The sequence below is a fragment of the Phycicoccus sp. Soil748 genome, assembly GCF_001428025.1.
In the GTDB taxonomy this organism is placed as follows: domain Bacteria; phylum Actinomycetota; class Actinomycetes; order Actinomycetales; family Dermatophilaceae; genus Pedococcus.
The window spans coordinates 450,305-469,765 of the sequence record NZ_LMSC01000012.1; the positions used below are offsets into that span (position 1 = coordinate 450,305).

Genomic DNA, 19,461 nt, shown 5'->3' on the forward strand with positions numbered 1-19,461 from the left:
AGGCAGAGCCTTCCGGTCACGGGCGTGGCCGGAGGTCTCTCCCGCCCTGGTGTGGCGGACCGGTTCCCCGGGCCGCGTGGGCGTGGCCGGGGCCACGAGCCGGTCGGCCGTGATGACGAGGACACCGCGTGGGGATACTCCCCTCCGAGTGGTCAGCACCAGACTGTACCCGCCTCCCGGGGTGTGGCCCGACCCGTGTCCGGGTACAACGGGGCACATGGCTGAGAACACGTCGAGGAACAAGTCCGGCTCCGGCAAGGCCGACCCGGGTCCCAGCGTCAAGGACCCGGAGGTCTACGAGGCCCTGCGCGACGACGGCGCATCCAAGGAGAAGGCGGCCCGGATCGCCAATTCGGCAGCAGCGCGCGGCCGGTCGGCGGTGGGCCGCAAGGGCGGTGAGCACGGCGACTACGAGGACTGGAAGGTGGAGGACCTGCGCCACCGCGCTGCAGACCTCGGGATCGAGGGCCGGTCGTCGATGTCGAAGTCGGAGCTCATCGACGCCCTGCGCAACCACTGACCCGCGACCGGCTACTGGGTCGCGGCCGACATCTGCCGCAGCTCCTTCTTCAGGTCGCCGATCTCGTCGCGCAACCGGGCTGCCAGCTCGAAATGCAGGTCGGCCGCGGCCTGGTGCATCTGCGTCGACAGCTCCTGGATGAGGTTGGCCAGGTCGTTGGCGGGCAGGTTGCGCAGCCGGTCGGAGGCCACGCCGGCATCGGCCTGGACGGCCCCACGGCCACCCCGGCCGCCACCCTTGCCGCGTGACTGGCTGCGCCCCGAGCCGATGAGCGCCTCGGTGTCGGCGTCCTCCCGCTGGAGCAGGTCGGTGATGTCCGCGATCTTCTTGCGCAGCGGCTGGGGGTCGACCCCGGCCTCGAGGTTGTAGGCGATCTGCTTCTCGCGGCGGCGGGTGGTCTCCTCGATGGCCTCCTGCATGGAGGGCGTGATCTTGTCGGCGTACATGTGGACCTGGCCGGACACGTTGCGGGCCGCGCGGCCGATGGTCTGGATGAGCGACCGGGCCGACCGCAGGAACCCCTCCTTGTCGGCGTCGAGGATGCTCACCAGCGAGACCTCGGGCAGGTCGAGCCCCTCCCGCAGCAGGTTGATGCCGACGAGGACGTCGTACTCGCCCATCCGCAGCTCGCGCAGCAGCTCGACCCGTCGCAGGGTGTCGACCTCGCTGTGCAGGTAGCGGACCCGCACCCCCTTGTCGAGGAGGTAGTCGGTGAGGTCCTCGGCCATCTTCTTGGTCAGCGTGGTGACCAGGACGCGCTCGTTCTTCTCGGTCCGGACCCCGATCTCGTGCAGGAGGTCGTCGATCTGGCCCTTGGTGGGCTTGAGCACGACCTCGGGGTCGATGAGGCCCGTCGGGCGGATGATCTGCTCGACGACGCCGCTGCTCTGCGCCAGCTCGTAGGGACCGGGCGTCGCCGAGAGGTAGACGGTCTGGCCGATGCGGTCGAGGAACTCCTCCCACCGGAGAGGGCGGTTGTCCATGGCGGAGGGCAGCCGGAAGCCGTGGTCGACGAGCTGGCGCTTGCGCGACATGTCGCCCTCGTACATGGCCCCGATCTGGGGCACCGTCACGTGGGACTCGTCGATGACGAGCAGGAAGTCCTCGGGGAAGTAGTCGAGCAGGGTGTTGGGGGCCGAGCCGCGGGCCCGGCCGTCGATGTGCATCGAGTAGTTCTCGATGCCGGAGCAGGAGCCGACCTGCCGCATCATCTCGATGTCATAGGTCGTGCGCATGCGCAGGCGCTGGGCCTCGAGCAGCTTGCCCTGCTTCTCGAACGCCGCGAGCTGGTCGGCGAGCTCGAGCTCGATACCGCGGATCGCGCGCTCCATGCGCTCCGGGCCGGCGACGTAGTGCGTGGCCGGGAAGACGTACATCTCCTGCTCCTCGCGCATGATCTCGCCGCTGACGGGGTGCAGGGTGTAGATGCGCTCGATCTCGTCGCCGAAGAACTCGATGCGGACGGCCAGCTCCTCGTAGACCGGGATGATCTCGACGGTGTCGCCGCGCACCCGGAACGTGCCACGGGTGAACGCGAGGTCGTTGCGGGTGTACTGCATCTGCACGAACCGGCGCAGCAGGTCGTCGCGGTCGACCTGCTGGCCGACCTTGAGCCGGGCCATCCGGTCGACGTACTCCTGGGGCGTGCCGAGGCCGTAGATGCAGGACACCGAGGCCACGACGACGACGTCGCGACGGGTGAGCAGGGAGTTGGTCGCGCTGTGGCGCAGCCGCTCGACCTCGTCGTTGATCGAGGAGTCCTTCTCGATGTAGGTGTCCGTCTGCGGGATGTAGGCCTCGGGCTGGTAGTAGTCGTAGTAGGAGACGAAGTACTCGACCGCGTTGTGGGGCAACAGCTCTCGGAACTCGTTGGCCAGCTGCGCCGCCAGCGTCTTGTTGGGCGCCATCACCAAGGTCGGTCGCTGGACCTCCTCGATCAGCCAGGCGGTCGTCGCGGACTTGCCCGTGCCGGTGGCGCCGAGGAGGACGGTGTTCTCCTCCCCCGCCCGGACGCGCTTGGCCAGGTCGGCGATGGCCGCGGGCTGGTCGCCGGCGGGCTGGAACTCGGAGACGACCTGGAACGGTGCCACCGTGCGCTGCAGGTCGGTCGTGGGACGCATGGGACAACCGTATGCCTCCGCACCGACAGCGCACCGGTCGCCATGGTGTCGGGCACCGACGTCCGGGCCATGTCCGACCCCGCGCTACCGTGAGCGCCGCTCCGCCACCCGACCATCCCCACCCGTCACCGCCCCGTCCAAGGAGGCCACCCGTGTCCGCCCCGGCGACCACGTCCCGACTCACGCGCCGCGGCATACCGGTCGACCCGCGGTTGCGGGTCCTGGCCCTGGGCACCTTCGTCAACCGCGCCGGTGCCGGCGCGACCGTCACGACGTTCGCCCTGTACTTCACCCGGGTGGTCGGCCTGTCGGCCGCCCAGGTCGGGCTCGCGCTCTCGATCGCCGCGGTCGTCGGGATGCTCGCGCAGGTCCCGCTCGGCCACCTCGGTGACACCCGCGGGCCGCGCGAGGTGATGTCCGCGCTCACGGCCGGCTTCGGGGCGGTGGGGCTGCTGTTCCTCGTCGTGCGTGACTTCTGGACGCTGACCCTGGTGCTGGCCGTGGTGACCGCCCTGCAGAACGGCGGCGGCTCCGTGCGCAACGGCTACATCGGTCGGATCGCCGTCGGCGGCTCCGGGGTGGCCTTCAAGGCCTACCTGCGGGCGGTGACCAACCTGGCCATGTCGCTCGGGGCCGCCCTGGGAGGCATCGCCCTGTGGGTCGACCGGCCGTGGGCCTACCTCGCGGTGTTCGCCGTCGACGGCGTCACGGGCATCGTCGCCGGGCTGGTCAGCCTCCGGCTCCCGCACCTGTCCCCCGCCCCGGCGCGGGGAGCCGGTGAGCCCCGGCTCGCGGTCCTGCGCGACACCCCCTACGTCGTCGTGACCCTGTTGACCGGCATCGTCGCCATGCACTTCGTCGTCATGGAGATCGGCATCCCCCTGTGGGTCAGCCAGCACACGAAGGCCCCGACCGCGATCGTCGCGGTGCTGCTCGTCCTCAACACCGTCGCCGTGACGCTCTTCCAGGTGCGGATGACCCGTGGTGTGGACGGCGTCGTCGAGTCCTCGCGCACCATGGTGCACGGTGCCCTGTGGATCGCCGTGGCGTTCGCCGTGATCGCGACCTCGGGCTGGCTGGGACCTGTCGGTGCCGCTGCGGTGCTGGTGGTGGGCGCCGCCGTCCACGTGGTCGGCGAGATGCGCTCCAGTGGTGGGCAGTGGGGTGTCCAGATGGGCCTGGCCCCGCAGGAGCGGCAGGGCCAGTACCAGGGCTTCGCCGGCCTCGGCTTCTCGCTGTCCAACGTCGTGGCGCCGACCCTCATCACGCTGCTGTGCATCGAGTGGGGCTGGCCGGGCTGGCTGGTCCTGGCCGCGCTGGTGTTGGGCGCTGCCCTCGCCCTACGGCCCGTCACCGCCTGGGCGCAGCGGACGCGCGAACGCTACGGCGCCCTCTCGGCCACGGGCTGAGACGTCGCTGCGAGCGCCCCGCTGCCCGCGTTGACTGCGGGGGTGGACACAGCTGCCGTCGGAGAGACCCGGCGGTGGGCGATGCTGGTGGCCAGCACCCTCGCGCAGGCCGCTTCGGCGATCGCCCTGCACGGGCCGGCCTTCCTCATCCCGGTCCTGGTGAGGCGCCTGGACCTGTCACTGGCGCAGGCGGGTCTGGTCAGTGCCGCTCCCGTGGTGGGCGTGATGCTCACCCTCGTCGGCTGGGGGCTGCTCGTCGACCGCAGGGGTGAGCGGCTCGTCCTCGTCACGGGCCTGTTCCTGACGTCCGCAGCGTGCCTCGCCGGCACCGTCGTGCACGGCCCGGTCGCTCTGGCCCTGACGCTGTTCCTCGCCGGCGGCGCCGCAGCCTCGGCGAACGCCGCCAGCGGTCGCGTCATCGCCGGCTGGTTCCCGCCGCACCGACGGGGGCTCGCCATGGGCATCCGCCAGATGGCCCAGCCGCTCGGCGTGGGCGTCGCCGCGGTCACCATGGCCGTCATCGCGGACGCGGACGGCATCGGCGCGGCCCTGTGGGTGCCGACGGTCGCGGCCGCCGTGGCGGCGGCCCTGGTGGTTGTGGTCGTGCTCGACCCGCCGCGACCGGCCCGGCGCGCCGTCCGCGCCGACAACCCCTACCGACGCGACCGCTACCTCGGGCGCATCCACGGGGTCTCGATGCTGCTCGTCGTGCCGCAGTTCGTGGTGTGGACCTACACGCTGGTCTGGCTCGTGGACGACCGTGGCTGGTCGCCCGGTGCTGCCGGTGGGCTCGTCGCGCTCACGCAGGCGGCAGGCGCGCTCGGTCGCATCGGGGTGGGCCACCTCTCGGATCGCGTCGGGAGCAGGATGCGTCCGCTGCTGTGGGTGGCCCGCGGCGCCGTCGTGGCGATGCTGGTGCTCGCCGCCACGACCGGGCTCGGCTGGGGCCTGGCGGTGGTGGTCCTGGTCGTCGCGTCCGTAATCACCGTGGCCGACAACGGGCTCGCCTTCACCGCCGTGGCCGAGCGCGCCGGGCCGTTCTGGAGTGGCCGGGCCCTGGGGGTGCAGAACACCGGCCAGTTCCTCGTCGCCGCGGTGGTGCCCCCGCTGGCGGGGCTGGCGGTCGTGCACGCCGGGTACGCCGCGGCGTTCGCCCTCGCAGGAGTCGTCGCCACTGCAGCCCTTCCCCTCGTCCCGGTACGGGCCGAGGACCGGCTCACCTGAGCCAGAGACTCACCCCGACCACGGCACCGCCCAGCGAGCACAGCACGGTGACGGCCAGGACGAGCGACATGGGGGTGTAGGGCGAGTAGCCACGGGAGTCGTCGCCGAGCTGGCCGAGGCGCCGGTGCACCGACCAGACGAGGACGCCGCTGACGGCCATGGCTGCCGCTGCGCCCACGGCCACCGGCGTCACGTGGGTGCGCAGGGACACCAGCACCAGGGGCACGAGGCACACCAGCGCGGTCACGGCGGTGCGCTGCCACGCCAGGGCGGTGCGCTCGGGCTGTAGGGCATCGCGGCCGGGTACGTGACCCCTGGGCCCACCACGAGAGCGGCGGAACCGTCCAGCGGCCAGCCGGGTCACGCCACCGACGCCCCGCCCGGCCACGTCACCGGCGCCCCGCCCGGCCACGCCACCGGCGTTCGGCCGGGTCGGGTTCATCGGGTGGTGAGCTCGACGACCGACAGGGTGAGGGTCAGCGCGGCCAGCGCCACCACGCCGGCCGCCAGCATGGCCAGGGCGCGGGGCGCCGGGAGGGGGCGCCCGAGGCGTAGGGCACGTTCGACGCGGGCCCAGGCGGACACGGAACGCAGCGCGAGCGCGCCCCCGCCGAGACAGGACGCGGCTCCCACGAGCGGCGCCCAGTCCGGCATCCCGTCCAGGCTCGAGACCGAGACGATGGCGACGCCGCCACCGACGAGGGCCAGTGCCGTGCGCATCCAGGCAAGAGCGGTGCGCTCGTTGGCCATGGAGAAGCGGGGGTCAGGCTCCTCCCCCACGCCGTACACCCGGTCCGGGCGCCTCGTCTCGCCGTGGCCGGCGTCCGTACCCTGCGCGTCAGCCACGACCCGGCTCCCAACCGCTGTCCAGCGCCCAGGCCCGCGCGCGCTCGTGGGCGGCGTCGAACCACGGCTCCTTGGCGTCGGCGTACTCCTCGACGGAGGACGAGCTGCCGGCCAGCCGGTGCTTCTGCGCGGCGTACTCCTCCCGGGCGAGGTCGTCGGCGCGCAGCCAGTCGCGGAACTGCAGCGCCCAGCGCCATCCCGGGCTGTCGATGACACGGACGTGGATGTGGGCCGGCCGCCCCGGGTCGGCGCTGGCGAGGAACCGCTTGGGCCAGGGCGTCCCGTCCTTGGCGTTGTCCTCGGCGGTCGGGACCGGCCTGGGGAAGCCGGCGTCGTCGAGGGCAGCCACGACGGCCGGGGCGTCGACGTCGGACAGGGACCGCACGCCGACCTGGAGGTCGATGATGTCCTTGGCCGCGAGCCCCGGCACCGCGGTGCTGCCGACGTGGTCTGCGGTGACCAGCACGTCGCCCAGCACGTGCCGAAGCCGCGCCAGCAGGCGCGTCGCCTGGTCGGGCCAGGTCGGGTCAGGGTCCACGAGCACGACGCGCGCAGGCCGGTGGGCGCGCCGACGGTGCCGGACGTTCGCCTCGAAGGGCACGAGCCGCTCGGCCCAGAGCCCGTCGACGCAGGCCAGGAGAGCCTCGCGGGTGTCGTCGTTGTCGAGCCAGACGTCGGCGGCGGCCCGCCGCTGCTCGTCGCCGGCCTGGGCGCCGATGCGGCTGCGCGCGTCGGCCTCGGTCATCCCCCGAGTGGCTGCCAGGCGGCGCACACGCGTCGTCTCGGCCGCGCCGACGACCACGACGAGGTGGTAGGCGGCCCCCATGCCCTTCTCGACGAGGAGCGGGACGTCGTGGACCACGACGGCGTCCGGCGAAGCGGTTGCGAACAGCTCGGCGGTGCGGCGCGCGATGAGCGGGTGCGTGATCCCCTCGAGGTCGCGCCGCGCCTGCTCGTCGCCGAACACGAGTGAGCCCAGGGCCGGTCGGTTGAGCGCCCCGTCGTCATCGAGGACGTCGTCGCCGAACCGCTCGGCGACCGCGTGCAACCCCTCCGAACCCGGCGCAACGACCTCCCGGGCCAGCACGTCGGCGTCGACCACGACCGCCCCGAGCTCCGCGAGCCGTCCGGCCACGGTGGACTTCCCGGACCCGATGCCCCCGGTGAGGCCCACGCGCAGCATGGCGCCACCCTACCGAGGTGGCGGGTCAGAGCACCGGGGCCGCTGCCGGACCGGCGTAGTGGCACGCCACGCCGTGGTCGGCGTCGAGCGGCACCTGGGCCGGCACCTCCTTGACGCACCGCGTGCGCTCCTGCTCGGTCAGCTCCTCCCGGAACCGCGGGCACCGGGTGTGGAAGACGCAACCGCTCGGCGGGTTGATCGGCGACGGCAGGTCGCCGGTGAGCAGGATGCGCGCCCGCCTGTTCTCCTTGCGGGGATCGGGCAGCGGCACGGCGGACAGCAGGGCCTGGGTGTACGGGTGCAGGGGGTCGCCGTAGAGCTCGTCGCGGTCGGCCATCTCCATGATCTTGCCCAGGTACATGACGGCCACGCGGTCGCTGATGTGGCGGACCACTGAGAGGTCGTGGGCCACGAAGACGTAGGTGAGATCGAAGTCGTTCTGGATGTCCTCCAGGAGGTTCACGACCTGGGCCTGGATGGACACGTCCAGCGCCGACACCGGCTCGTCGCAGACGATGAGGGACGGGCGCAGCCCGATCGCCCGTGCGATACCGATGCGCTGGCGCTGGCCCCCGGAGAACTCGTGCGGGTAGCGGTTGTAGTGCTCGGGGTTCAGGCCCACGCGTTCCATGAGCCGCTGGACCTCGGCCTTGACGCCGCCCTCGGGGTCGATCCGCTGGATGGCGAACGGGGCCCCGACGATCGAGCCGATGGTCTGCCGGGGGTTCAGCGAGCCGTACGGGTCCTGGAAGATCATCTGCATCTCCAGCCGGAGCATCCGCAGGTCGTGGCCCGTGACGCCGGTGATGTCCCGCCCCTTGTAGCGGATGCTGCCCGAAGTCGGGGGCAGCAGCTGCAGGATGGTGCGGCCCGCAGTGGACTTGCCACAGCCGGACTCCCCCACGACACCGAGGGTCTCCCCCTTGCGCAGGCGGAACGAGATGCCGTCCACGGCCTTCACCGGGTCGGCGGGCCGCCGGAAGAGGCCGGAGGTCTTCATGGGGAAGTACTTCTTGAGGTCCTCGACCTCGAGGAGCACCTCACCGAGCTCAATGCGGTTCCCGGTCTGCGTCCTGCGTCCACTGAAGCGGCGGCGTCCCGGCGGGGCGCCCTGGCCGGCGCTCACAGCGACGGCCTGATCTGCGTCTGGAAGATGCGGATCCGCTCGTCGGGCGGGATGAGGCACCGTACGGGGTGTGGCCTGTCCGCGTCGAAGCCCGGCTCGACCTGCGCGCACCCGAGCCGGGCGTCGTCCCTGAACGTGCAGCGCGGGTGGAAGGCGCAGCCGGAGGGCGGCGAGATGAGCGAGGGCGGGTTGCCCGGGATGGGCCGCAGACGCTCGATCCGCAGCCGGTCCATCCGGGGCATCGACTGCAGCAGACCCCAGGTGTACGGGTGCTCGGGGGCGTAGAAGAGCTCCTCGGCGACGCCCCGTTCGACCGCGCGGCCGGCGTACATCACGAGGATCTCGTTCGCCATCTCGGCGACTACTCCCAGGTCGTGGGTGATGATGATGATCGAGGAGCCGAACTCCTTCTGCAGTCCCACGAGCAGGTCGAGGATCTGCGCCTGGACGGTGACGTCCAGGGCGGTGGTCGGCTCGTCGGCGATGACCAGGCGCGGGTCGTTGACCAGGGCCATCGCGATCATGGCCCGCTGTCGCATCCCGCCCGAGAACTCGTGGGGGTACTGGTCGATCCGCTTGGCGGGGTTGGGGATCCCCACCCTGTCCAGCATGTCGATCGCGCGCTGTCGGGCTGCCGACTTGCTGGTCTCGTGGTGCACGAGGTAGGCCTCCACCACCTGGTTCCCCACGGTGTAGTAGGGGTGCAGGGCCGAGAGCGGGTCCTGGAAGACCATCGCGACGTCCTTGCCACGGCGACGACGCAGCTCCTCGTCGCCGAGGCCCAGCAGGTCGACTCCGTCGAAGGAGATCAGGCCCGAGATCTCGGCCCGCGTCCCGCGGTAGAGCCCCATGATCGCCTGGCTCGTGACGGACTTGCCCGACCCCGACTCGCCGACGATGCCGAGCGTCTCCCCCTGCCTGAGGTCGAAGCTCAGCCCGTCGACCGCCTTCACCAGGCCGTCCTCCGTGGGGAACCGCACGCGAAGGTCCCGCACCGACAGCAGCACGTCGCCGCCCGGCGCCCTCTCCTCGCTCTCGACGCTGAGCGCAGTACTCATCGACGACTCACCCCTCCCTGCTCGTCGGGCGCATCAGCCGAGCCTCACGCGCGGGTCGATGAACGCGTACAGCACGTCCACGATGATGTTGGCGGTGATGACGAAGAAGGCGGCGACGATGACGATGCCCACGTCGACCGGCAGGTCGAACGTCGTCGACGCCTGCACGGCCAGCTTCCCGAGGCCGTCGTAGTTGAAGACCGTCTCCGTGACGATGGCCCCCGCGAGCAGGCCGCCGAGGTCGAGCCCGGCGATGGTGGCGATCGGGGTCAGGGCCGCACGCATGGTGTGCTTGTAGAGGATCTTGCGTTTCGTCAGCCCCTTCGCCACGGCGGTGCGGATGTAGTCCTCCCCCATCGACTCGATCACGAAGGCGCGTGTCAACCGCACGTAGGCGGCCATGAAGAACAGCGCCAGGGTGAGGCCGGGCAGCACCAGGCCCATCAGCCACGAGGCGGGACTCTCGCTGAACGGCGTGTAGACAGGCACCGGGGTCAGCTGCCACTTGATGGCCACGTAGATGTACAGCGTCAGGCCGACGAAGAACGTGGGGAAGGCGTAGAAGACCAGGGAGGTGCCCACAAGGGCGCGGTCGGTGAACCGCCCCTTCCTCAGCGCCGCGATGACCCCGCCCGAGACGCCGAGCACCATCCACATGATGAAGGCGGCGAAGGCCAGTGAGGCCGTGACCGGCAGCTTGCTCATGAGGATGGACGTGACGTTGTCGTTCATCAGGGGCGAGTAGCCGAGGCATGGTGCCGGGCACTTCGCGATGGTCTGGGGGGCCGTCTTCTTCAGGGCGGGGTCGTCGGGGAACTCACGACCCACGAAGACTCCCTTGACGAAGTCCGCGTACTGCGCGACGACGGGTTTGTCGTAGCCCAGCGCCCTGCGGTTCTGCTCGATGAGCTCCGGGGTGCAGTTCTTGCCGCAGGTGAAGCGGGCCGGGTCGGCCCCGCCGGAGAAGAACAGCAGGTACGTGACCGCGGACATGACGAAGAGCATCACGATGCCGGTGACCACGCGACGCACGACGTAGGCGAGCACGGCACCCCCTCACTGGTGGGCGGGACCGTGCGGGTCGACGAGCCTGTGGTCGCGACCCGCACGGTGGGGTCCATGGGAGGGCGGGTGCCCTCGCACGGGTGGTGCTACTTGGTCTTCACCCCGATGGAACCCAGCTCCGGGTAGCCGTTGGAGGCGGGCGTCTGCATGTAGTTCGTCACGCCCGATCCGTGGAGGAAGAAGAAGCGGTCGACCGACAGCGGGACGTACGCGACGTCCTGTCCGAGGAGGTCGTCGAGCTTGTTGAGCACCGTCGCCGCCGACTGCACGTCGGGCTTGGCGGCCGCCTCGTCGATCAGCTTGTTTGCCGCGTCGCTGGTGTAGTTGCCGTAGTCCTGTCCGTTCGACTTGGGGGTGAGGTTGATCCGGGCGTCGAACAGCGGTGGCGTGACGGTCGCCTGGGTGGGCCAGTCCGCACCCCAGCCGCCCCACATCACGTCGGACTTGTTGTTGGACGGGTTCTGGATCACGTCGTAGTAGGTGTCGGTCAGCGCGTCCAGGGTCACCTTGAAGCCGGCCTTGTCCCAGCCTGCCTTGAGTGCCGCGGCCGAGTTGTCACTGGCCGGGGTGCCGCCCTGGTAGGTGTAGGTGATGGGGTACGGCATCGGCACTCCCGCCTGCTGCAACAGCTGCTTCGCCGCGGCCGGGTCACCGGTGGGTGGAGCGCTGAAGTTCGGGTTGTCCTTGTAGCCGATGAGGACCGGGTTGACGATGGACTTCGCCGGGTGCCCGTACTTGTCGCCACCGCGTGCGGTGATGTAGCCCTGCTGGTCGGTCGACATCTTGAGTGCCTCACGGACCTTGAGGTTCTTCATGCGGTTGAAGTTCGGCAGTACGTAGTCCACGAACGGTGCGTCGACCAGGGTGCTGCGCGCCTTCACGGCCGGGTTGCTGTCGACCTGGCTGTAGAAGGCCGGCGGGACGTTGCGGTCGGTCACGGCGTACTTGTCGTTGCCGCTGTCCGCGATGAGCCGCTGGGAGATGATCTCCTCGGTCAGACCCTCGATGAAGACGATCTTGTCGGGGAGCGCCTTGCGCAGGGTGTCCTCCTTGGGGTCCCAGTTCGGGTTGCGCACGAACGTGCCACCGACGCCCTTCTTCCACGTCCCCTGGATCATGTAGGGCCCGTCGGAGAAGATCGCGTAGTTGGACTGGTCGCCCTTGTCCTGGTCGGCCCGGTAGGGGGCGAAACTGCGCAGCGAGGCAATCGCCAGTGGGAAGTCGGCCCACGGCTTGTTGAAGTGGTAGGTGATCTTCTTGCCCTCGCAGGTCACGGCCTTGTCGAACTCGGCCTGCCCTGCCTTCTTGTACGGCCCGTTGTAGACCGGCAGTCCGTTCTTCGCGGGCACGTCGAGGTAGGCCAGCGCGTAGTTGGGCCCGCCCGTGATCACGTCGGTGGAGAAGCCGCGGGAGAACCCGTACTTGAGGTCCTCACAGGTGATCGGCTTCCCGTCCTGCCACTTGACGCCGTCCTTCAGCGTGAAGGACCACACCTTGCCGCCCTCGGTGGAGGTCCCGGTGTCGGTGGCGAGGTCGGGCACCGGCGTGGTGCCCTTCTTGACGTCCGTCTCGATCGGGAACGACACCAGGTCGCGGTAGAACAGCCGGTTCTCGTTGGCCAGGTCGCGCCCGATGTACGTGCGCTGGGGATCCAGATGCTCCGCGGAACGCTTGGTCAGGTAGTACAGCGTGCCCCCCTTCGCACTACCGACCGCTCCACTGCTGCTGCCGCCGCCCTTCGGGGCCGTGGTGCCGCTGCAGGCCGCCATGGCCAGCACCGAGCCGGCGGCCAGGAGTGTCAGCGCACCATTCCTCGTGATGATCATGTGCTCTCCTTCGATCGTGCATCGATCGTGTCGATGCGCTCACCCGTGCCGAGTCAGCGCAGGGAGTGTCTGGGGGTTGTGAATGCCCCGGTGTCGTTCGCGGTGCCGAACCTGTCCTCCACCGCGGCCTTCACCGTGTTCACCGTCCGGCCTTCGGGTCGAAGGCATCGCGCAGGCCGTCGCCCAGCAGGCTGAACGAGATCACCAGCACCGCGATGGTCAGGGCGGGGTAGAAGAAGAAGGTGAAGTCCGCCGGGGCGTAGTTCACGGAGTACTTCAGGATGTTGCCCAGCGTGGGGGTGGGTGGCTGGATGCCCACCCCGAGGAAGCTCAGGGTGGCCTCGGCGGAGACGTTGACCGGCAGGAGCAGGGTGAAGTAGACGAGGATGGGGGCCCACAGGTTCGGGACCAGCTCCTTGACGTAGATGCGCCCGTTCCTTGCCCCCAGGCTCCGGGCGGCCTCGATGAACTCGCGCTCCCGCAATGAGAGCACCTGGCCCCGGATGATCCTCGCGATGTAGGGGATGGCGAAGATCCCGAGCACCAGGATGATGTAGAGCCCGTTGCTGGGGTTGCCCGCCGGGACCCCGAGCGACGTGAGCCGCTGGATGAACATTCCCGACAGGGCGAGCAGCATCAGCGTCTGCGGGAACGACAGCATCATGTCGATGAAGCGGGTGATGAAGAAGTCCGACTTGCCTCCGCGGAAACCGGCGACGACTCCAAGGGCAGTGCCCCCGACGATCGAGATGACGGTGGCCGACAGCGAGACGATCATGGAGAAGGTCATCCCGAGCAGGATCCGCGACAGGACGTCGCGCCCTGTTCCGGGCTCCAGGCCCAGCGGGTGCGCCAGGCTCATCCCCCCGGGCGTGCTCGACTTGGGCAGGCCCCCGGTGTTGGGGTCGATGAGCTCGCCGTGGAAGGAGTTGGGGTCCAGGACCCCGAGCTTGGACAGCAGCGGCGCGACGATGGCCACAACGACGGCCAGCAGCACCACGGTGAGGACGCCCATGGTGATCTTGTCCCGACGCAGGCGCGCCCGGGCCAGCTGGGCGGGAGTACGCCCGGCAATCACCTTCTCCGCGGTCTCCGCCCCGATGGCCAGGTCGGAGTCCAGGGTGTCGACCGGGGCGTCCCTCTGGGGGCCCCTCGGGTGGTCGGTCATCTGACGACCAGCGAAGTCCGACCGCCGGCCGGGAGCATACGCCGAGGACGAGTCCTCGCTGTGTTGCGGCCGTGGTCAGGAGCCATGGGACACCATCTCCTCTCCTCGCAGTCTCGACCTGCCCCCCACCACGGTCAATGACCCCTGGGTCTCGATTCGGGAGCGGTAAGGACACGCCGGGACCACGGTCGCGGCGACGCGGAGACGAACGAAAGCCTTGCTGGCGCAAGGCTTTTGCTGCGATGGGTGGAGAGCGCCCCCGTTTGGGCGAGTCGCGAGGTCCGTGCGGCCGGTGGCGAGGTCCGCGCCGCTCGAGGGACCGTGACCGGGTCCCCCGCAGCGGGCCGAGAGGGAGTCAGCTGTCGGCGAGGCGGGCGGGGAACCCGCCGGTGGCGACCGGCCCCCAGCGCGTCGGCGTGATGCGCAGCAGGGACTTGTCCTGGGTGACCATCGCCTCGCGGTACTCGTCCCAGTCGGGGTGCTCGCCCGAGATGTTCCGGAAGTACTCGACGAAGGGCTCGACGTCGTCGCGGGCGTCGATGACCTCCGCATCGCCGTCCACCTGGACCCAGGCCCCGCCGAAGTCGTCGGACAGCACCAGCACCGTCGCCTGCGGTCGCTTGCGCAGGTTGGCCGTCTTCGCGCGCTCGCGGTAGCTGGAGATGACGAGCCGGCCGCTGTCGTCGACGCCACCGGTCACCGGTGAGGTCTGGGGGCGGCCGTCGGCGCGGGTGGTGATGAGCACCATCTGGTGCCGGGGCCGGACGAAGTCGAGCAGCCCGTCGAGGTCCACGTCGGTGTTGGTCGCAATGGTTCGTGCCATGCCGCCATCCTCACATGCGACGTCCCGCGGACGCGCCGTCGAGGACGGGACGCCGGGACACGACCTGGTGCCACCACACCGTGGTCAGCGCGGCCACCAGCCCCAGGGAGCTCAGGGCCCGCACGACGGCGACGTAGACCACCATCGTCACCGGCTCCCCCGCCAGGGCAGCATCCGACGCGAAGACACTGCCTGCCACCAGGGGCAGCGCCAGCAGCGCCACCCAGGCGGTTCGGCGCTCCCCCGGCGTCGCCCGCCGCCCACCGGGGTACCGGGGCGTGGTCTCCTCGAGCGCACGCCCGGCCCACACCAGGACGAGGACCAGTCCGACCACACTGCTGCCGTACTGCGCGACCGAGTACACGGGCAGGCCCAGGGTGACCACGCGGTCGAACACCGCCGGCCAGCGCATCACCGCCCAGCCGTTGGCATGCGTGAAGGCGTCCCACACCAAATGGGTCGCGCCCCCGAGCAGGAGGCACGGCACCGACCACAGCCACTCCCGCGCGGTCGGGCGCAGCGGCGGCGGCACCCGCTCACGGTAGGAGCGCGGGGCGAGGTCGCGCAGGACGGGCCCGGCCGCAGCACGCCACAGCCCCACCAGGACCAGCCCCAGCAGGAGGTCGAGCGTGAGCAGCCCGTGCACCGAGTGGGAGACGTCCCGGTAGTCGCCGATCGGTACGAAGTACAGGACGTCGGGGACCATCGAGCCGATCACCAGGGCGCAGGGCACCACCCAGCTAGGCCGTCGCCGACCCACCACGGGCAGCACCGCGGCGACGTGGGCGGGCGTGAACGGCATACGGGAGAATCTAACCCGGACGCCGAGAGACCCGGCTCCCCATCGGGAGCCGGGCCTCTCGAAGCCGTCCAGCCGTGCACCGAGGTGCGTGGCTGGCGTGGGCTCAGTTGCCGGTGAGCTTCTCGCGCAGAGCGGCCAGGGCCTCGTCGGAGGCCAGGGTGCCCTCGGAGACCGGGGCGGCCGGACGGCTGCCGCTGCCCGAGTCGCTGTCGGACGCGGACGAGCCCGAGTCGGACGAGTAGGACGTCGCAGCGCCAGCGTTGGCCGCAGCCTCGGCGTCGGCCTTGGTGGCCTCCTCGACCTGGGCCTTGTGGGCCTCCCAGCGGGCGTGGGCCTCGGCGTACTGCTTCTCCCACTTCTCGCGCTGGGTCTCGTAGCCCTCGAGCCACTCGTTGGTCTCGGGGTCGAAGCCCTCGGGGTACTTGTAGTTGCCCTGCTCGTCGTACTCCGCGGCCATGCCGTAGAGGGTCGGGTCGAACTCGGCGACGGGCGCGCTGTCGTCGTTGGCCTGCTTGAGGCTCAGCGAGATCCGGCGACGCTCGAGGTCGATGTCGATGACCTTGACGAAGATGTCGGAACCGACCGTGACGACCTGCTCCGGCAGCTCCACGTGGCGCTCGGCCAGCTCGGAGATGTGGACCAGGCCCTCGATGCCGTCGTCGACGCGCACGAACGCACCGAACGGGACGAGCTTGGTGACCTTGCCCGGGACGACCTGACCGATCGCGTGGGTCCGGGCGAAGTGCTGCCACGGGTCCTCCTGAGTCGCCTTGAGCGACAGGGAGACACGCTCGCGGTCCATGTCGACGTCGAGGACCTCGACGGTGACCTCCTGGCCCACCTCGACGACCTCGGACGGGTGGTCGATGTGCTTCCAGGACAGCTCGGAGACGTGGACGAGGCCGTCGACCCCGCCGAGGTCCACGAACGCACCGAAGTTGACGATCGAGGACACGACGCCGGAGCGGACCTGCCCCTTCTGGAGCTCCTTGAGGAACGTGGTGCGGACCTCGGACTGCGTCTGCTCGAGCCAGGCGCGGCGCGACAGGACCACGTTGTTGCGGTTCTTGTCGAGCTCGATGATCTTGGCCTCGATCTCCTTGCCCACGTAGGGCTGGAGGTCGCGGACGCGACGCATCTCGACGAGGGACGCGGGGAGGAAGCCACGCAGGCCGATGTCGAGGATGAGACCACCCTTGACGACCTCGATGACGGTGCCGGTGACGACGCCGTCCTCTTCCTTGATCTTCTCGATCGTGCCCCAGGCGCGCTCGTACTGCGCACGCTTCTTGGACAGGATCAGACGACCTTCCTTGTCCTCCTTCTGAAGGACCAGGGCCTCGACCTCGTCGCCGACGCTGACGACCTCAGAGGGGTCGACGTCGTGCTTGATGGAGAGCTCGCGCGAGGGGATGACACCCTCGGTCTTGTAGCCGATGTCGAGCAGGACCTCGTCCCGGTCGACCTTGACGATGCGACCCTCGACGATGTCGCCGTCGTTGAAGTCCTTGATGGTCGCGTCGATGGCGGCAAGGAGGTCTTCCTCAGAGCCAATGTCGTTGATGGCGATCTGAGGGGCGGTCTTCTCGACCGTGCTGGCAGTCATGTAGTAGGAACTCCGATGATGGACAGTGAATAGAAGTGGGTGTTGTGTGCGCCCTAGGCGCCCCGCAGTCGGCGGCACGACGAAGCACGCACACGGAGGTGCTCCCCCACACTACCGAGGCGGTCCCCGCACGGTCAAAACACGACAGGAGCAGCCGTGGACGAGTTTGCGCAGGTCAGCCGCCGCGAGGCCGGGGCGGACGAGACCGCGGCCGCGAACCGGTCCTGGTGGGACGCCGAGGCCGGTGGCTACTACGCCGAGCACGGCAGCTTCCTCGGCGACACCGAGCTCGTCTGGGGTCCCGAGGGCTGGCGCGAGGACGAGCTCACGCTGCTCGGTGACGTCGACGGCAAGGACGTCCTGGAGATCGGGGCCGGCGCCGGCCAGGGTGCGCGGTGGGTGGCCCGGCACGGCGGGCGCGTCGTGGCCACGGACCTGTCCGCCGGAATGGTGCGCAAGGGCCTCGACCTCAACCTGAGGTCCAGCCCTGGAGGAGGCTCCGTGCCGGTCCCGTTCGCCCAGTGCGACGCGGTCGCGCTCCCCTTCGCCGACCACGCCTTCGACCTCGTGTTCACCGCGTACGGCGCCGTGCCCTTCGTGGCCGACACGGCCCTGCTCATGCGGGAGGTCGCGCGTGTCCTGCGCCCCGGGGGCCGGTTCGTCTTCTCCACGACCCACCCGGTGCGGTGGGCCTTCCCCGACGACCCCGGACCTGACGGCCTGACGGCGACCCAGTCGTACTTCGACCGCACGCCGTACGTCGAGAGCGACTCCGACGGCGAGGCGACGTACGTCGAGCACCACCGAACGCTCGGGGAACGGGTGCGCGAGCTCGTCGGCGCGGGACTCTTCCTCGTCGACCTCGTCGAGCCGCCGTGGCCCGAGCGCAACGAGCAGTCCTGGGGTGGCTGGTCGCCGTTGCGGGGCCGGCTCCTCCCGGGCACGGCGATCTTCGTCTGCTACCGCCCCTGACCTGCCTCTTCGCCGGAAACAGGTGCGCTGCTCGACGTGCGAGTTGCCCCGGTTGGTTCTAGCGTCGATGCGGCGCTCCACCTGGCCGGTGGCGGCGCGACGTCGACTCAACGAGGAGGTACCTGTGGCGTCAGACGTCGAGACAGGACGCATCACCACCGACATCCCCGCGAGGCTGGACCGCCTCCCCTGGGCCCGGTGGCACTGGATGGTCGTCATCGGGCTGGGGACCGTGTGGATCCTCGACGGGCTCGAGGTGACCATCGTCGGCTCCATGTCCGAGGCCCTCAAGCCCGCGAACACCGGGCTCGGCCTGAGCAGCTCCGACATCGGCCTCGCCGGGGCCGTCTACGTGGCAGGTGCCTGCATCGGGGCCCTGCTCTTCGGCCAGCTGACCGACCGCTTCGGCCGCAAGAAGCTCTTCCTGCTCACCCTCGGCGTCTACATCTTCGCCACGGTGCTCACGGCCTTCTCCCCCACCCCCCTCTGGTACTTCGTCGCCCGCTTCATCACCGGCATGGGCATCGGTGGCGAGTACGCAGCCATCAACTCGGCCATCGACGAGCTGATCCCCAAGAAGTACCGCGGGCGCGTGGACGTGGCCATCAACGGCTCCTTCTGGGTCGGCGCCGCGCTCGGCTCGCTGCTGACCATCCCGCTGCTCGACCCCAAGGTCCTCGACCCCGCGCTCGGCTGGCGCCTGGCCTTCGGCCTCGGCGCCGTGCTCGCCGTCGGCATCCTGGTCGTGCGGCGCCACGTCCCCGAGAGCCCGCGCTGGCTGTTCATCCACGGCCGCGAGGACGAGGGCGAGAAGATCGTCAAGGACATCGAGGGCACCGTCTCGGAGGAGACCGGTGGCAACCTGCCGTCCGTCGACGACGAGCCGATCACCATCCGCCAGCGCCGGACCATCTCCATCCCGGAGATCGCCAAGACGGTCTTCACGCTGTACCCCCGGCGCACCGTCCTCTGCTTCGCCCTGTTCGTCGGGCAGGCCTTCCTCTACAACGCGTTCTTCTTCACCTACGGCGACAGCCTGACCACCTTCTTCGGGGTCAAGCAGACCGGCTGGTACATCGCGATCTTCGCCGTGAGCAACTTCGCCGGGGCCCTGCTCCTCAGCCCCCTGTTCGACACGGTCGGGCGCGTCCGGATGATCACGGGAACCTACATCCTGTCCGGCGTGCTGCTGGCGGTCGCCGGGTTCAGCCTCGGCGGGCTGAGCGCCGTGACGCTGACGATCTTCGGTGTGGTGATCTTCTTCTTCGCCTCCGCCGGGGCCAGCGCCGCCTACCTGACGGCCAGCGAGGTCTTCCCGCTCGAGACGCGGGCCCTGTGCATCGCGTTCTTCTACGCCATCGGGACCGCCGCCGGCGGCATCAGCGGACCGCTGCTGTTCGGCAAGCTCATCGACAACGCCTCGGCCTCCAAGGACATCACCGGCCTCGCAGTCGGCTACTTCCTCGGAGCCGCCCTGATGATCCTGGGCGGCCTCGCGGAGGCGTTCCTCGGCGTCAAGGCCGAGGGCCAGTCGCTGGAGAGCATCGCCCAGCCGCTGACCGCGGACGAGGCGCAGGAGGAGGGCAGCAGCACGGACACCGGCCGCGCCCAGCCGTCCGCCTCCCCCGCCTGACCCGCACGACCTGCAGGGCTCTTCGCCCAGACGCGACGAAGGGGGCGGTCCCGACCAGGACCGCCCCCTCGTTGCTGTGT

General features: G+C 70.2%; 17 protein-coding genes. 5 read left to right on the forward strand and 12 right to left on the reverse strand.

Features of this window, described 5'->3' with window-relative positions; all coding sequences use genetic code 11:
- The first annotated feature begins 217 nt into the window (after positions 1 to 217).
- On the forward strand, positions 218 to 520 hold the full coding sequence (locus ASG70_RS18385) for a Rho termination factor N-terminal domain-containing protein (protein WP_056885254.1): 303 nt from the start codon (positions 218 to 220) through the stop codon (positions 518 to 520).
- A gap of 11 nt (positions 521 to 531) precedes the next feature.
- Here the strand turns inward: ASG70_RS18385 and uvrB are convergent, their stop codons facing one another.
- A complete protein-coding gene (gene uvrB / locus ASG70_RS18390) occupies positions 532 to 2,640 on the reverse strand; it encodes an excinuclease ABC subunit UvrB (protein ID WP_056885255.1) in 2,109 nt (702 codons plus the stop codon).
- 152 nt (positions 2,641 to 2,792) lie between these two features.
- Between uvrB and ASG70_RS18395 the strand changes: the two genes are divergently transcribed.
- Positions 2,793 to 4,049 carry an MFS transporter gene (locus tag ASG70_RS18395; RefSeq protein WP_056885256.1) on the forward strand — a complete coding sequence of 419 codons (1,257 nt, stop codon included), beginning with the start codon at positions 2,793 to 2,795 and terminating at the stop codon, positions 4,047 to 4,049.
- Positions 4,050 to 4,091: 42 nt separating this feature from the next.
- Positions 4,092 to 5,273 (forward strand): MFS transporter, encoded by a 1,182-nt coding sequence (locus tag ASG70_RS18400; RefSeq protein ID WP_200949334.1) that lies wholly within the window; start codon positions 4,092 to 4,094, stop codon positions 5,271 to 5,273.
- Here ASG70_RS18400 and ASG70_RS18405 read toward each other — a convergent pair.
- From ASG70_RS18405 to rpsA, 11 genes are all read right to left on the reverse strand, one after another.
- Positions 5,266 to 5,715, reverse strand: a complete 450-nt coding sequence (locus ASG70_RS18405) for a DUF202 domain-containing protein (RefSeq protein ID WP_056885258.1) — start codon at positions 5,713 to 5,715, stop codon at positions 5,266 to 5,268. The genes ASG70_RS18400 and ASG70_RS18405 overlap by 8 nt on opposite strands.
- Positions 5,712 to 6,119, reverse strand: a complete 408-nt coding sequence (locus ASG70_RS18410; RefSeq protein WP_235531576.1) for a YidH family protein — start codon at positions 6,117 to 6,119, stop codon at positions 5,712 to 5,714. Before ASG70_RS18410 ends, ASG70_RS18405 begins: the two co-directional genes overlap by 4 nt.
- On the reverse strand, positions 6,112 to 7,302 hold the full coding sequence (gene coaE / locus ASG70_RS18415) for a dephospho-CoA kinase (RefSeq protein ID WP_056885259.1): 1,191 nt from the start codon (positions 7,300 to 7,302) through the stop codon (positions 6,112 to 6,114). Before coaE ends, ASG70_RS18410 begins: the two co-directional genes overlap by 8 nt.
- A gap of 25 nt (positions 7,303 to 7,327) precedes the next feature.
- Positions 7,328 to 8,428 (reverse strand): ABC transporter ATP-binding protein, encoded by a 1,101-nt coding sequence (locus tag ASG70_RS18420; RefSeq protein WP_369818947.1) that lies wholly within the window; start codon positions 8,426 to 8,428, stop codon positions 7,328 to 7,330.
- Complete coding sequence (locus ASG70_RS18425) at positions 8,425 to 9,486, reverse strand: ABC transporter ATP-binding protein (RefSeq protein WP_056885261.1); 1,062 nt, start codon at positions 9,484 to 9,486, stop codon at positions 8,425 to 8,427. The genes ASG70_RS18420 and ASG70_RS18425 overlap by 4 nt, the downstream gene beginning before the upstream one ends.
- 33 nt (positions 9,487 to 9,519) lie before the next feature.
- Positions 9,520 to 10,533 (reverse strand): ABC transporter permease, encoded by a 1,014-nt coding sequence (locus tag ASG70_RS18430; RefSeq protein ID WP_056885262.1) that lies wholly within the window; start codon positions 10,531 to 10,533, stop codon positions 9,520 to 9,522.
- 104 nt (positions 10,534 to 10,637) lie between these two features.
- Positions 10,638 to 12,377 (reverse strand): ABC transporter substrate-binding protein, encoded by a 1,740-nt coding sequence (locus ASG70_RS18435; protein WP_056885263.1) that lies wholly within the window; start codon positions 12,375 to 12,377, stop codon positions 10,638 to 10,640.
- 139 nt (positions 12,378 to 12,516) lie between these two features.
- The gene (locus tag ASG70_RS18440; protein WP_082591005.1) at positions 12,517 to 13,545 is read right to left on the reverse strand and encodes an ABC transporter permease; all 1,029 of its coding nucleotides are present in this window, start codon (positions 13,543 to 13,545) and stop codon (positions 12,517 to 12,519) included.
- A gap of 355 nt (positions 13,546 to 13,900) precedes the next feature.
- A complete protein-coding gene (locus tag ASG70_RS18445; protein WP_056885264.1) occupies positions 13,901 to 14,368 on the reverse strand; it encodes a PPOX class F420-dependent oxidoreductase in 468 nt (155 codons plus the stop codon).
- Positions 14,369 to 14,378: 10 nt separating this feature from the next.
- Positions 14,379 to 15,170, reverse strand: a complete 792-nt coding sequence (locus ASG70_RS18450) for a DUF4184 family protein (RefSeq protein ID WP_056885265.1) — start codon at positions 15,168 to 15,170, stop codon at positions 14,379 to 14,381.
- Between the two features lie 103 nt (positions 15,171 to 15,273).
- On the reverse strand, positions 15,274 to 16,776 hold the full coding sequence (gene rpsA, locus ASG70_RS18455) for a 30S ribosomal protein S1 (RefSeq protein WP_056885266.1): 1,503 nt from the start codon (positions 16,774 to 16,776) through the stop codon (positions 15,274 to 15,276).
- 156 nt (positions 16,777 to 16,932) lie between these two features.
- Between rpsA and ASG70_RS18460 the strand changes: the two genes are divergently transcribed.
- Together ASG70_RS18460 and ASG70_RS18465 are read left to right on the forward strand one after the other, a co-directional pair.
- Positions 16,933 to 17,748, forward strand: a complete 816-nt coding sequence (locus tag ASG70_RS18460) for a class I SAM-dependent methyltransferase (protein ID WP_056885267.1) — start codon at positions 16,933 to 16,935, stop codon at positions 17,746 to 17,748.
- A gap of 124 nt (positions 17,749 to 17,872) precedes the next feature.
- Positions 17,873 to 19,381, forward strand: a complete 1,509-nt coding sequence (locus ASG70_RS18465) for an MFS transporter (RefSeq protein ID WP_056885268.1) — start codon at positions 17,873 to 17,875, stop codon at positions 19,379 to 19,381.
- The last annotated feature ends 80 nt before the right edge of the window (positions 19,382 to 19,461 follow it).

Bases quoted from the DNA above. Each gene is read 5' to 3' on its own strand.
- ASG70_RS18440 (WP_082591005.1), bottom strand. From the start codon at position 13,545: ATGACCGACCACCCGAGGGGCCCCCAGAGGGACGCCCCGGTCGACACC.
- ASG70_RS18405 (WP_056885258.1), bottom strand. From the start codon at position 5,715: ATGAACCCGACCCGGCCGAACGCCGGTGGCGTGGCCGGGCGGGGCGCC.
- ASG70_RS18445 (WP_056885264.1), bottom strand. From the start codon at position 14,368: ATGGCACGAACCATTGCGACCAACACCGACGTGGACCTCGACGGGCTG.
- ASG70_RS18450 (WP_056885265.1), bottom strand. From the start codon at position 15,170: ATGCCGTTCACGCCCGCCCACGTCGCCGCGGTGCTGCCCGTGGTGGGT.
- rpsA (WP_056885266.1), bottom strand. From the start codon at position 16,776: ATGACTGCCAGCACGGTCGAGAAGACCGCCCCTCAGATCGCCATCAAC.
- ASG70_RS18425 (WP_056885261.1), bottom strand. From the start codon at position 9,486: ATGAGTACTGCGCTCAGCGTCGAGAGCGAGGAGAGGGCGCCGGGCGGC.
- ASG70_RS18435 (WP_056885263.1), bottom strand. From the start codon at position 12,377: ATGATCATCACGAGGAATGGTGCGCTGACACTCCTGGCCGCCGGCTCG.
- coaE (WP_056885259.1), bottom strand. From the start codon at position 7,302: ATGCTGCGCGTGGGCCTCACCGGGGGCATCGGGTCCGGGAAGTCCACC.
- uvrB (WP_056885255.1), bottom strand. From the start codon at position 2,640: ATGCGTCCCACGACCGACCTGCAGCGCACGGTGGCACCGTTCCAGGTC.
- ASG70_RS18385 (WP_056885254.1), top strand. From the start codon at position 218: ATGGCTGAGAACACGTCGAGGAACAAGTCCGGCTCCGGCAAGGCCGAC.